The sequence below is a fragment of the Bradyrhizobium sp. AUGA SZCCT0158 genome (genome assembly GCF_018130065.1).
Classification (GTDB): Bacteria; Pseudomonadota; Alphaproteobacteria; order Rhizobiales; family Xanthobacteraceae; genus Bradyrhizobium.
On sequence record NZ_JAFCME010000011.1, the window covers coordinates 106070 to 119756 of the forward strand.

The window sequence follows — 13687 nt, forward strand, 5'->3', positions numbered from 1 at the left end:
TCAGGCAAAGGCGATTTCACTCCTGGACAAATGATATGTGGCAAAAGCTTTCGTTACGTGCCCGGATCAACCTGTTGCTCGCGCTCGTCCTCACGCTTGGTCTGGCCATCAACGTTGCGCGGCTTGTGCTCGAGGCCGGCCCCCGGGTGCAGGCCGAAGATCAAAGCGTCATACGATTGGCGCGCGAGTTCATCGATACGATCGTTGCAGGATTGAACGAGGCGCCGGATCCCGAGGCGCGACTGAACCAGATTGTTCACGACCTCAACAAGCTGCGTCACGTCAGCATCACCCGACAGAGCGAAGCCGTCGCAAGATCCGGGATCGCGGACAAGCCGGACGACAATCCCGATGCACGCTCGCCGCCGGCATGGTTTGTCCGGCTTGTTCACCCCGAACAGACCACGGTGAACGTGCCGATCTCGATCAAGGCAAAACCGGACACGCTGCTGATCACGTCGCATCCCAACGACGAGATGGCCGAAATCTGGGACGGGATATTCACTCAGCTCCTGATCGGCGCCGCGATTGCGATCGTTCTATTCCTCATTACCAGCAGGGTCGTTGGCCGGGCGCTGGCGCCGATCCAGACGCTTTCGAGTGCGATGGCGAAGATCGAGGCCGGCGGCTACGACACGCGCGTGAAACCGGACGGGCCGCCGGAACTCGTTGCCATTTGCGACAAGTTGAATCACCTTGCGGCCACTCTGGGCGATGCGGTTGAAGACAAGCGGCGCCTGGCCGAGCGCGTCGTCTCGCTGCAGGATGTTGAACGCAAGGAAATTGCCCGCGAACTGCACGATGAATTTGGCCCCTATCTCTTCGCTTTGCGGGTGCACGCCAGCGCCCTGACGCGGATTGCGGATGCGGGGGATCCGAGCGCGGAGGCCACGCGAAGGCACGGCAGTGCCATATTGGAACAGCTGAATGCCTTGCAGGCGTCCAATCGCCGGGTTCTTGAAAAATTGCGCCCCGTAGGACTGACGGAACTCGGCCTTCGCGAGGCGCTCGGCGCGCTGCTGCGCCTGTGGGGCGAGTCTCACCCCGAAGTCGCTATCGAAACGGCGATCTCGCCCTCGTTGGGCGACACCGGCGAGACGGCTGATCTGACGATCTACCGCACCATCCAGGAAGCCCTGACCAATGTGTTTCGCCACGCCGGCGCCACCTGCATCGAGGTAAGCGTTCAACCGGCCGAACTGCCTGTGGGGCTTGCGCGTAGCGGCCGCGGCGGCGCGCTGGTGCGGGTTCGTGACAATGGCAACGGATTGGGGCCCGATCACAAGCTGGGCTTCGGGCTAACCGGCATGCGCGAGCGCATTTTGGCGCTGGGCGGCTCGCTTACGATTGCCTCCGGGGACAGCGGCGTAACGGTAGAAGCCCTGGTTCCCCGGGACGTGGGGCGATAGAGCCCGTTGGGCTCTAGATTCTTTTTTGACGCGTTTTCTTGACGCGAACCGGTGTCCACTTCGCTGGAAAGCGCTCTAATTCGGGAATTTTTCCCGAACCCGTTCGGGACGTTTTGAATGGTGCGCAACTTTTTTGACGCCCGTAAGATCATCCGCGGCGTACCGGCAGACACCAATGCAGCCGGAATGGGATGGGACGAAGTAAAATGGGCGCGCGATTCCTGTTTATCGGGACAATATCACTGTGCCTGGTTCCCGGGAGTGACTGCGCTCAAGCCCAGGACGCGGCCGGTGCGACCGAGGTCTTGCCCGCCATCGAGGTGGTTTCTCCGGGGACAGCTGCCAGGCCCGCCCGCAGCAGAAATGCGCCCCGGGCGAGCAGGAACGTCCGCAGGGTTTTCGTCTATCCGACCGCGCCCACGCCGACGGCCGGTTCCGGAATGGATGTCGACAAGGTGGCGGCAAGCGTCAACGCAGTGGGTGCCGGACAGATCGCGCGCACCGGCTCGCTGAACATCGCGGACGCATTACAGCAGCAGGTGCCCGGTATCATCATCAGTGATACGACCGGAAATCCGTTTATGCCCGACATCCAATTTCGAGGTTTCGTCGCATCACCGGTCGCCGGTACGCCTCAGGGACTGGCGGTTTACCAGAATGGCGTGCGGATCAACGAAGCGTTCGGCGACACCGTCAACTGGGACCTGATCCCGACTGCCGCGATCAGGTCGGTCACCGTCGTCACCAACAATCCCGCATTCGGTCTCAATGCGCTGGGCGGCGCCGTCAACGTCCAGATGAAGGATGGCTTCAACTATCGTGGCGCCGAAATCAACACGATGGGCGGTTCGTTCGGACGCATCCAGAGTTCGGCGCAGTATGGCAAGCAGATCGACAATTTTTCCGTCTATGGCGCGCTCGAAGGCGTGCGTGATAACGGCTTTCGCAATTTTTCGGAGTCGGCCATTCGCCGGTTCTATGGCGATGTCGGCTACCGCACCGATAGCAGTGAATTTCACCTCAACGTGGGCCTGGCCAAGAACAATTTCGGCGCGGCGGCGACGGTGCCGGCTGAACTGCTGCAGAATTACTGGGGCGCCACCTACACCACGCCGCAGACGACATCCAATCAGGTTGCCTATGCCAATTTGACCGGAAAGGTCGAGGCCACGCCGACCTGGACGATCGAAGGCTCGGCCCGTGTCCGCGCTTTCAGGCAAAAGACGGTGGACGGCAATCCGACCGAGACGGAGCGCTGCGCGGCCGATCCGGGCCTGCTTTGCTTTAACGACGACGACGTCCCGGCGAATGGCCTCAACGGCGTCCAGCTTGCCAATCCCTTCCCCGACAATGCCGTGCTGGGACAGATCGACCGGACCACAACCCGTTCGCTCACGACCGGGGCAACCCTGCAGGCCACCAATACCGACCAGCTGTTCGGGCACAACAACCAGTTCATGGTCGGCGCCAGTATCGACTCCGGTGTCACCCGGTTCGGGGCGAGCGCGGAACTCGGCACCATCGGTTCAAACTACGTCGTCAACGGCAGTGGCATCTATCTCGGACCCTCCGGCGAGCCGATCTCGATCGGCCCGGTTTCGCTTCGCGCCACCAACCGCTACACCGGGCTCTACGCGTCAGACACGTTCGACGTGACCGATCGATTTTCGATCACGGGCGGCGGCCGGTTCAACCATGCGCATATTAAGCTCGAGGACCAGATCGGTACGGCGCTCAACGGCGAGCATACGTTTACCCGCTTCAATCCGATGATCGGCGGCACCTACAAGATCACACCCGCCTTGACTGCCTATGCGGGGTATTCCGAGGCCAATCGTGCACCGACCCCGCTGGAGCTTGCGTGCGCCGACCCCTTGCGCCCCTGTCTCATTGCCGCATTCCTCATCGCCGACCCGCCGCTGAAGCAAGTCGTGTCCCGCACCATCGAGGCAGGCTTCCGCGGAACGTCGGAACTGAATATCGGAACGTTGAGTTGGAAAGTTGGTGCGTTCCGCGCCACCAACGCCGATGACATCCTCGCAATTCCGAGCCCCGAGCTGCAGGGATTTGGTTACTTCCAGAACGTAGGCCGGACCCGGCGCCAGGGCATCGACGCCCAGGTCAATCTGACGTCCAAGACACTGCAACTTTATGCCAGCTATGCCCTCGTGGATGCGCGCTTCCTCGACGCGCTGCAGGTCGGCTCCAATAGCCCGTTTGCCGATGACAACGGCAATGTCCAGATTCTGCCGGGCAATCGAATTCCGGCGATCCCCCGCAACCGGATCAAGTTCGGCATCGACTACGCGATCACGGATGCCTTCAAGGTCGGAGGCGATGCGCTGTTCGTCGACAACCAGTTTTTTGCCGGCGACGAATCCAATCAGGCGCCGAGACTGCCGTCCTATGCGGTGTTCAATCTGCACACCTCGTATCAGATCAACAAGACGCTCCAGATCTATGGGCGCGTGGATAACATCTTCGATAACCGCTATGCGACTTACGGGACCTTCTTCGACATGGGCGACATCCCCAACTTCGCCAATGGCGGCGCACCCTTCACCGACGCGCGTTCGCTCAGCCCGGCGCGGCCGCGCGCCTTCTACGCAGGCCTGAAGTCGACCTTCTGAAGCGAACCGTCACGGTCGATTCCACCAGGAAAAGCCGATCCATCCCAGCATCACTGCGCCTGCAATCCACAACAGGATGATAACAGCCATTCCGGCTCGGCTGATCGGACGCTGCGCGGCCGCGTTCGCCTTGGCGCGGCATTCGACCATGATCTCATCGGGAATCAGCGTCACCACGAGCCAGATGCCCAAAGGGAGCAGGATCAACTCGTCGAGATAGCCGACGACCGGGATGAAGTCCGGAATGAGGTCAATCGGCGACAGCGCATATCCGGCAACGGCAATGGCGAGCGCCTTCGCGTACCACGGCACGCGCGGATCGCGGGACGCGAGATAGATCGCGTGAGCGTCGCGTTTCAGAGCCTTCGCCCAGGTTTTGATACGAGTTTTGATACGAGAGAGCATGGAGCCTTCCAGAGTACCGGATTGCCGGTCAAGGTAGCAGCGTGATCAGAACTTGCGTGGCATTTCAGCCGCGTTTCTTGCGGATGGATGACCGGGTGAGACGCAGGCGGCCATTGGTGCGCGGCAGAAACTGCTTGCCCCTGGTGCTGAGGAAATCGAGCATCGCCTGCGCCGGCGGCAGCAAGACCTTGTCCTTGCGGGCGAGCGCGTACCATTGCCGGATCACGGGAAGGCCGTCCACGTCGAGCGTGGTCAATCGCCGCTCGTCGAGTTCGGTCGCCACCGTGTGTGCGGAAATGAATGCAATGCCCAAACCTGCGATCACGGCCTGCTTGATGGTCTCGTTGCTGCTCATGACGAGGCCGATCCTGGGGCGAATGCCGGCCGATTCGAACAGTTGTTCCATCAACCCGCGCGTTCCGGATCCAGGCTCGCGCGTCAGGAAAGTTTCGCTGGCGAGTTCGCCCGGCGCGATGCGGGATTTTCGCGCCAGCCGATGTCCGGTCGGCGCGATGATGACGTGGGGGTGATCGCCGATCAGGTGAACGTTCATGTCGATGTCTGCAGGCGGGCGGCCCATGATCGCAAAGTCGAGATCGTAGCCGCGCAATGCCGTGCCTATCTCCTGCCGGTTTCCGATCGAGAGCGTGACTTCGACGTCCGGATGCCGTTTCGAAAATCCTGAAATCATGAACGGCACGAAATATTTCGCGGTGCTGACGGCGCCGATCGAGATGCGGCCGGCGGTCTTCCCCGCCATCATCGCCATCGTGGTTTCGCAATCTGATATCGCCGCCTCGATCCGCTCAGTCAGCGCCAGCACTTCGCGTCCGGCATCCGTCAGCAGCATGCCGTCGCCGGTGCGCTGGATCAGCGGCAGTCCGGCGAGTGCCTGCAAATTGCGAAGCTGCAGCGTGACCGCGGGCTGGGTGAGATGGAGCTGTTTGGCCGCTGATGTGACCGATCGACTTTTTTGAACAGCGGCCAGTGCACGCAACTGGCGGATCGTCACTTCCCGCAATAACCGGCCTGCCATCGCAGCACCCCTTATAATAAAAACTTTGCCCAGACAAAAGATAACAAAATTTTACTAATTCGGCAAACTGCGTTTCCTTTGACATCGCGGATTGCCAAGCCGGCGAGACGCTTCGAGAGCCCCCGAAAGAGGGCACAGGGGAGACGGCCATGGACGAGCGCGTGACGCTGCGTTCACATCTCGATCGGTCCGCGTTGCAGACACCGCTGCATGGCGCTGCGCTTGCCGACGTGATCAAGGCGATTGCGTCAGCTTCCATCGAGCTTGCCGGGCTGATCGCGGATGGACCGTTCGCAGGCATTACCGGACGGCACGGCGGCATCAATTCTGACGGCGATCAGCAAAGGGATATCGATGTTGCCGCCGATGAATTGATACGGCGTGCCCTACGCGGCACCCCGGTGGCGGCGGTTCTTTCCGAGGAAGCGGCGCTGCCGGAAACCCTGCGTCCTTCGGCGCCGTTCTGCGTTGCGATCGATCCGCTCGATGGATCGGCCAACCTCGACAACAATATCTCGGTCGGCACCATCTTTTCGATCCGCCCCAGGGGCAACGATCTGCTTTCGACTTTCTTCGAGCCCGGCACGGCGCAGTGCGCCGCCGGTTTCATCGTCTACGGTCCGCAGACCACGCTCGTCCTCGCGCTCAACGCGCGCGTCGATGTCTTCATGCTCGACCGCCACGCGCAGGAATTCGTGCAGACCCGGCAGGGTGTGCAGATCGCACGCAATATGCCGGAGTTCGCCATCAACGCGTCCAATCACCGCCACTGGCACGGGCCGGTCCGCACCTATATCGATGAGTGCCTCTCCGGCACCAGCGGCGGCGGCGAGGTGGATTTCAACATGCGCTGGATTGGTTCGCTGGTGGCGGAGGCGCTTCGCATCCTGGTGCGCGGCGGCGTGTTCCTTTATCCGGCCGATGCACGCCCGAGCTATCGGGAAGGGCGGCTTCGCCTGCTGTACGAAGCCCATCCAATGGCGCTGATCATGGAATGGGCGGGAGGCGCGGCGTCGACCGGGCGCCGGCGAATTCTGGAACTGGCCGCGAAAACCCCGCATCAGCGGGTGCCACTGATCATGGGATCCGTGCATCACGTGCGCGACGTGACGGCCATCCACGACAGGATCGAACCGATGTTCGACAATAGCGACGCACCGCTGTTTGCGCGGCGCGGCCTATTTCTCTGAGGGGCGATCGACATGTCACGGGCTCATCCCATCATTTCGATCACGGGTTCGTCCGGCGCCGGCACGACGTCGGTGAAGAAGACGTTCGAGCAGATCTTCCGCCGCGAAAAGGTCGTTGCGGCCTACATCGAGGGCGACGCCTTCCATCGCTACAATCGCTTTGAGATGCGCACGAAAATGCTGGAGGAAGCCGAGCGCGGCAACAAGCATTTCAGCCATTTCAGCCCGGAAACCAACCTGTTTGTGGAACTGGAACGGGTGTTCCGGGACTATGGCGAATCCGGTACCGGAACCACCCGGCACTACATCCACGACGACGAAGAGGCGAAGCTGTACGGCGCCGAACCGGGCACGTTCACCGACTGGCACCGATTGCCTGAGAATTCCGACCTGCTGTTTTACGAAGGACTGCATGGCGCCGTCGTGACCGACAAGGTCAACGTCGCGCAGCATGCCGATCTCAAGATCGGCGTCGTGCCTGTCATCAACCTGGAATGGATTCAGAAGCTGCACCGCGACCGCAGCGCCCGTGGCTATACCGCGGAGGCTGTAACCGACACCATCCTGCGGCGCATGCCCGACTACGTGAACTACATCTGTCCGCAGTTCGCCGAGACCGACATCAATTTCCAGCGCGTGCCGACGGTCGATACGTCGAACCCGTTCATCGCGCGGTGGATTCCGACGCCGGACGAATCGATGGTGGTGATCCGCCTGAAGAATCCGCGCGGCATCGATTTCCCGTATCTGCTGTCGATGATCCCGCACAGCTTCATGTCGCGCGCCAATTCGATCGTGATCCATGGCGCGAAACTCGATCTGGCGATGCAGCTCATTCTCACCCCGCTGATCCTGCAACTGATGGAACGCAAGAGGCGCACGACATGAACGCTCCCCTGTCCCGTATTGCCACCCGTCCGGATGCTTCGCACGCGGAAATGGCCAACGCGATTCGCTTTCTGGCGATCGATGCGGTCGAGCAGGCGAAATCCGGCCATCCCGGCATGCCGATGGGTATGGCCGACGTCGCCACCGTTCTGTTTTCGCGATTCCTTAAATTCGATCCGGCCGACCCGGCGTGGCCCGACCGCGATCGCTTTGTGTTGTCCGCCGGTCACGGCTCGATGCTGCTGTACGCGCTGTTGCACCTGACAGGCTACGAGGGCGTGACATCGGATGAACTCAGGGCCTTCCGGCAATGGGGATCGAAAACGCCGGGACATCCCGAATATGGCCATACCCCTGGTGTCGAGACCACTACCGGGCCGCTTGGGCAGGGCATCGCCACCGCCGTTGGCATGGCGCTCGCCGAACGACTGATGAATGCGCGCTTCGGCGACGACTACGTCGATCACTTCACGTATGTGATTGCCGGCGACGGCTGCCTGATGGAAGGCCTCAGCCACGAGGCGATCTCGCTGGCCGGCCATCTCAGGCTCAATCGCCTGATCGTGCTGTTCGACGACAACGAGATTTCGATCGATGGCGCGACCTCGCTGTCGTGCTCTGATGACCAGCTCGCGCGGTTCAAGGCCTCCGGATGGTCGGCCTGCCGGATCGACGGCCACGACCCCGAGGCCATCGCCGCTGCGATCGAACGGGCCCGCACCAGCGACCGGCCGTCGCTGATCGCCTGCCGCACGCTGATCGGTTTTGGGTCGCCGAGCCGCCAGGGCAGCGAGAAAGCCCATGGCGCGCCGCTCGGCACTGAAGAGGTCGCAAGGACCCGCGATGCGTTGAACTGGCCGCATCCGCCGTTCCACGTTCCCGATTCCATCCTTGCGCAATGGCGCAACGCCGGCGCACGCGGGCATGCGGCGCGCCGCAGCTGGATCGAACGCACAAAACGCTGTGCCGCGACGCGCTCGCCGTTTCACGATGCCCTCAATCGCAACCTGCCGTGCAGCTATGTCGACGCGATGGCGCTGTTGCGGGATCGCTTCGCCGCCGAGCGGCCCAACATCGCGAGCCGGCAGGCCTCGCAGCTGGTGATCGACGCAATCGCCGAGGCGTTGCCGAATCTGCTCGGCGGCTCCGCCGATCTGACCCATTCCAACCTGACGCGCGCCAAAACGCATCGGCCGGTGCAGGCCGATTGCCTCAACGGCAGCTACATTCACTACGGCGTCCGCGAGCACGCGATGGCGGCGGCGATGAACGGCATCGCGTTGCATGGCGGCTTCATTCCCTATGGCGGCACCTTTCTCAGCTTCGCCGACTACAGCCGCCCCGCGATCAGGCTGGCGGCATTGATGGGTATCCGCGTCATCCATGTAATGACGCACGACTCGATCGGACTGGGCGAAGATGGCCCCACTCACCAGCCGGTCGAGCATCTGGCATCGCTGCGGGCGATCCCCAACCTGCTGGTGTTTCGCCCCGGCGATGCCATTGAGGCCGCAGAAGCCTGGGATTGCGCGTTGCGCGCTCAAAATAGCCCGTCGCTGCTGTGCCTGTCGCGGCAGGCGATGCCGACGTTTCGCGAAGCTGGCGAACAGAATCTGGTCGCGTTCGGCGCTTACGTCGTGGTCGATCCGGAGGAAGGCCGTGACGTCACCCTGATCGCGACCGGCTCGGAAGTATCGATCGCCATGCACGCGGCCGAATTGCTGGCGAGCGTCAACGTCCGCGCGGCCGTGGTTTCGGCGCCGTGCTTCGAATTGTTTCGCCAGCAATCCCGCGAATATCGAACCGCGGTGCTCGGCCGCGTGCCGCGGATCGGCGTCGAAGCCGCGGTCGAAGGCGACTGGGCGCGCTGGCTCGGCGATGACGGCGAATTCGTCGGCATGACCGGCTTTGGCGCTTCCGCACCGGCCGAAACGCTCTACCGCGAATTCGGTATCACCGCGGACGAGGTGGCGAAGGCGGCCCTGCGCTGCATCGCGCGGGCGAGGATGGCGGCTAGCGACACATGACCGCCTGCAAACCAACAACGACACGGAGGGGCCGATGGCCAGGATCACACTGAGGCAATTGCTGGATCATGCTGCCGAGCGCGGCTACGGCGTGCCGGCGTTCAACATCAACAACATGGAACAGGGCCTTGCGATCATGGAAGCGGCGACCGCCGTCGATGCGCCCGTTATCATCCAGGCCTCGCGCGGCGCGCGCTCTTACGCCAACGACATCATGCTCTCGAAGGTGATCGATGCGCTGGAGGAGATGCATCCGCAGATCCCGCTTTGCCTGCATCAGGACCACGGCAACGAGGAAGCAACCTGCGCCACCGCGATCAAACATGGCTTCACCTCCGTCATGATGGACGGCTCGCTCAAGGCCGACGCCAAGACCGCGGCGGATTACGACTACAATGTCGACATCACCCGCCGCGTCGTCGACATGGCGCACTGGATCGGCGCCTCCGTCGAGGGCGAACTGGGCGTGCTCGGTTCGCTGGAACATGGCGGCGGCGAGCAGGAGGATGGCCACGGCGTCGAGGGTGAAGTCAGTCACGACCAGTTGCTGACCGATCCGGACCAGGCTGTCGATTTCGTCCGCGCCACCAAGGTCGACGCGCTGGCGATCGCGATGGGCACCTCGCACGGCGCCTACAAGTTTTCGCGCAAGCCGGACGGCGACATCCTTGCGATGCGGGTGGTCGAGGAGATCCATCGCCGGCTGCCGAACACGCATCTGGTGATGCACGGTTCCTCCTCGGTGCCGCAGCCGCTGCAGGACATTTTCAATCAGTTCGGCGGCGAGATGCCGCAGACCTGGGGCGTGCCGGTCGAGGAGATCGTCCGCGGCATCAGGCACGGCGTCCGCAAGGTCAACATCGATACCGACTGCCGGCTGGCGATGGCCGCTGCGTTCCGCAAGGTCGCCACCCAAAACCGCAGCGAATTCGATCCGCGCAAATTCCTCAAACCGGCGATGGACGCGCTGCGCGATCTTTGCCGTGAGCGCTTCGAGCAATTCGGCACCGCCGGCCACGCCTCGAAGATCAAGGTCGTTCCATTGGCCGAGATGGCGAGGCGCTATCGCTCCGGCGCGCTCGACCCACGCATCGGGGAGATGACCCATGCCGCCTGATCTTTTGATCCCCACGCTTCCGACCAGCCGCCGCACGCAACAAGAGGAAACCAAGATGAACCAGCACTCGATGACCATCCGCGGCAAGGATCGCTACAGGTCCGGCGTCATGGAATACAAGAAGATGGGCTATTGGGAGCCCGACTACGAGCCGAAGGAAACCGACATCATCGCCCTGTTCCGAGTCACCCCGCAGGATGGCGTCGATCCGATCGAGGCTGCGGCGGCGGTGGCCGGCGAATCCTCGACCGCGACCTGGACCGTGGTGTGGACCGACCGGCTCACGGCGGCGGAGAAATACCGCGCCAAGTGCTACCGCGTCGATCCGGTGCCGAACTCGCCGGGGCAATATTTCGCCTATATCGCCTACGATCTCGACCTGTTCGAGAACGGATCGATCGCCAATCTGTCGGCGTCAATCATCGGCAACGTGTTCGGCTTCAAGCCGCTGAAGGCGTTGCGGCTGGAGGACATGCGGCTGCCGGTGGCCTATGTGAAGACGTTCCAGGGGCCGGCGACCGGCATCGTGGTCGAGCGCGAGCGCATGGACAAGTTCGGCCGCCCGCTGCTCGGGGCCACCGTGAAGCCGAAGCTTGGGCTGTCCGGCCGCAACTACGGACGCGTGGTCTATGAAGCGCTCAAGGGCGGGCTCGACTTCACCAAGGACGACGAGAACATCAACTCGCAGCCGTTCATGCATTGGCGCGAACGCTTCCTCTATTGCATGGAAGCCGTCAACAAGGCGCAGGCGGCGTCCGGTGAGGTCAAGGGCACCTATCTCAACGTCACCGCCGGAACCATGGAGGACATGTACGAACGGGCCGAATTCGCCAAGGAGCTTGGCTCGGTCATCATCATGATCGACCTGGTGATCGGCTACACAGCGATCCAGTCGATGGCGAAATGGGCGCGCCGCAACGACATGATCCTGCATCTGCATCGGGCAGGGCATTCGACCTATACGCGGCAGCGCAGCCATGGCGTCTCATTCCGCGTCATCGCGAAATGGATGCGGCTCGCCGGCGTCGATCACATCCACGCCGGCACCGTGGTCGGCAAGCTCGAGGGCGATCCGGCGACCACGCGCGGCTATTACGACATCTGCCGCGAAGACTACAATCCGGTGCGGCTCGAGCACGGCGTGTTCTTTGAACAGAACTGGGCCAGCCTCAACCGGATGATGCCGGTCGCGTCCGGCGGCATTCACGCCGGGCAGATGCACCAGCTGCTCGATCATCTCGGCGAAGACGTGATCCTGCAGTTCGGCGGCGGCACCATCGGCCATCCCATGGGCATCCAGGCCGGCGCAACCGCCAATCGCGTCGCGCTGGAAGCGATGATCCTCGCCCGCAACGAGGGCCGCGACTATCTCGCCGAAGGTCCAGAAATTCTGGCCAAGGCGGCGGAGACTTGCACGCCGCTGAAGTCGGCGCTCGAGGTCTGGAAGAACGTCACCTTCAACTATGAATCGACCGACATGCCCGACTACGTCCCCACACCCAGCGTCGCGATGTAAGGAGCTGTTATCATGCGCATTACCCAGGGGTGCTTCTCGTTCCTGCCCGATCTAACCGACGAGCAGATTTCCCGCCAGGTCCAGTATTGTCTGGAGAAAGGCTGGGCGGTGAACATCGAATTCACCGACGACCCGCATCCCCGCAACAGTTTTTGGGAGATGTGGGGATTGCCGATGTTCGACCTTCGCGACGCCGCCGGCGTGATGATGGAGCTCGGTCAATGCCGCAAGGTGTACGGCAACAGCTACATCCGAATGTCGGCGTTCGATAACAGCCACGGCTGGGAATCGGTGCGGCTGTCCTTCATCGTCAACCGGCCAAAGGACGAACCCGGCTTCCGCCTCGAACGGCACGAGATGGCCGGCCGCAACATTCGCTACACCACGAAGTCTTACGCGGTCGATCGCCCGGAAGGCGGTCGCTACGGTTAGCTCCTCTGTTACCTCTGCCGGCCGGCGGATCTCCCTCATCGACCCCGGCCGGATCCTCTGCTCCGTCGTTTGCGAAAGCGGCGACGGAGCTTTTTTTCTCCAGCGTTGAGGTTCGCACATGGATTTGGATGCCTCGCCGATGACAGACAGGGTCAGTCTCCGCGAAGAACTCGAGGCCGTCGGCATTGAGGAGATCCTCACCCAGCTCGACCGCGAGCTGATCGGGCTCAAACCCGTCAAGACACGCATCCGCGAAATCGCGTCGCTGCTGTTGATCGAGCGTATCCGCAAGCGGATGAATCTGACAACGGACGTGCCGACACTGCATATGTCGTTCACCGGCAATCCCGGCACCGGCAAGACCACGGTGGCGCTGCGGATCGCGAGCATTCTCCACCGGCTTGGTTTCGTTCGCCGCGGCCATGTCGTCTCGGTCACCCGCGACGAACTGGTGGGGCAATATATCGGCCACACCGCACCCAAGACCAAGGAGGTGCTGAAGAAGGCGATGGGCGGCGTGCTGTTCATCGATGAGGCCTATTATCTCAATCGGCCGGACAATGAACGGGACTACGGCCAGGAGGCGATCGAGATCCTGCTGCAGGTGATGGAATCGCAGCGCGAGGATCTGGTGGTCATCCTCGCCGGCTATGGCGACCGCATGGAGAAATTCTACGCCAGCAATCCGGGCTTCCGCTCCCGGATCGCCCATCACATCGATTTTCCGGATTATTCCAATGATGAGCTGCTCGCCATCGCCGAGCTGATGCTGCACGACATGAACTACAAGTTCAGCGACGAGGCGCGGGAGGCCTTCATCCGCTACATCGCGGCGCGCGTCACCCAGCCGCTGTTCTCCAACGCCCGCTCGATCCGAAACGCGCTCGACCGCATGCGGCTGCGCCAGGCCAATCGTCTCGTCGCCGATCTCGACCGCATGCTGGACGCGGACGACGTGATGTCGTTGCAGGCGTCGGACGTGCTCGCCAGCCGGGTGTTCTTGAAGGACAAGTCTTAGACCCGGAGTCCGGCACTAC

Annotated in this window: 11 protein-coding genes; 9 read left to right on the plus strand and 2 right to left on the minus strand. The window is 62.4% G+C overall.

From position 1 onward, the window contains the following. Positions 1-35: 35 nt before the first annotated feature. Together JQ574_RS17820 and JQ574_RS17825 are read left to right on the plus strand one after the other, a co-directional pair. Positions 36-1409: a histidine kinase gene (locus JQ574_RS17820; RefSeq protein ID WP_212207764.1), complete on the plus strand. Its 1374-nt coding sequence runs from the start codon at positions 36-38 to the stop codon at positions 1407-1409. A 191-nt stretch (positions 1410-1600) separates the two neighbouring features. Continuing rightward, positions 1601-4039 (plus strand): TonB-dependent receptor, encoded by a 2439-nt coding sequence (locus JQ574_RS17825; RefSeq protein WP_212207765.1) that lies wholly within the window; start codon positions 1601-1603, stop codon positions 4037-4039. A gap of 9 nt (positions 4040-4048) precedes the next feature. Here the strand turns inward: JQ574_RS17825 and JQ574_RS17830 are convergent, their stop codons facing one another. Next, entirely contained in the window at positions 4049-4444 is a 396-nt protein-coding gene (locus tag JQ574_RS17830) for a YkvA family protein (RefSeq protein ID WP_212207766.1), read from the minus strand. Between the two features lie 64 nt (positions 4445-4508). After that, complete coding sequence (locus JQ574_RS17835; protein ID WP_212207767.1) at positions 4509-5480, minus strand: LysR substrate-binding domain-containing protein; 972 nt, start codon at positions 5478-5480, stop codon at positions 4509-4511. Positions 5481-5629: 149 nt separating this feature from the next. Between JQ574_RS17835 and JQ574_RS17840 the strand changes: the two genes are divergently transcribed. The 7 genes from JQ574_RS17840 to cbbX all read left to right on the plus strand — a co-directional run bounded on the left by JQ574_RS17840 (position 5630) and on the right by cbbX (position 13668). Further along, positions 5630-6670: a class 1 fructose-bisphosphatase gene (locus JQ574_RS17840; protein ID WP_212207768.1), complete on the plus strand. Its 1041-nt coding sequence runs from the start codon at positions 5630-5632 to the stop codon at positions 6668-6670. 12 nt (positions 6671-6682) lie between these two features. Continuing rightward, complete coding sequence (locus JQ574_RS17845; protein ID WP_212207769.1) at positions 6683-7558, plus strand: phosphoribulokinase; 876 nt, start codon at positions 6683-6685, stop codon at positions 7556-7558. After that, positions 7555-9585, plus strand: coding sequence for a transketolase (tkt, locus tag JQ574_RS17850; RefSeq protein WP_212207770.1), 2031 nt, complete (start codon positions 7555-7557; stop codon positions 9583-9585). Before JQ574_RS17845 ends, tkt begins: the two co-directional genes overlap by 4 nt. Before the next feature lie 34 nt (positions 9586-9619). Next, a complete protein-coding gene (fba, locus tag JQ574_RS17855) occupies positions 9620-10702 on the plus strand; it encodes a class II fructose-bisphosphate aldolase (protein WP_212207771.1) in 1083 nt (360 codons plus the stop codon). Between the two features lie 55 nt (positions 10703-10757). Next, entirely contained in the window at positions 10758-12218 is a 1461-nt protein-coding gene (locus JQ574_RS17860) for a form I ribulose bisphosphate carboxylase large subunit (RefSeq protein ID WP_212207824.1), read from the plus strand. A 12-nt stretch (positions 12219-12230) separates the two neighbouring features. Next, complete coding sequence (locus tag JQ574_RS17865; RefSeq protein ID WP_212207772.1) at positions 12231-12650, plus strand: ribulose bisphosphate carboxylase small subunit; 420 nt, start codon at positions 12231-12233, stop codon at positions 12648-12650. A 139-nt stretch (positions 12651-12789) separates the two neighbouring features. Further along, a complete protein-coding gene (cbbX, locus tag JQ574_RS17870) occupies positions 12790-13668 on the plus strand; it encodes a CbbX protein (protein ID WP_212207773.1) in 879 nt (292 codons plus the stop codon). Positions 13669-13687: the final 19 nt, after the last annotated feature.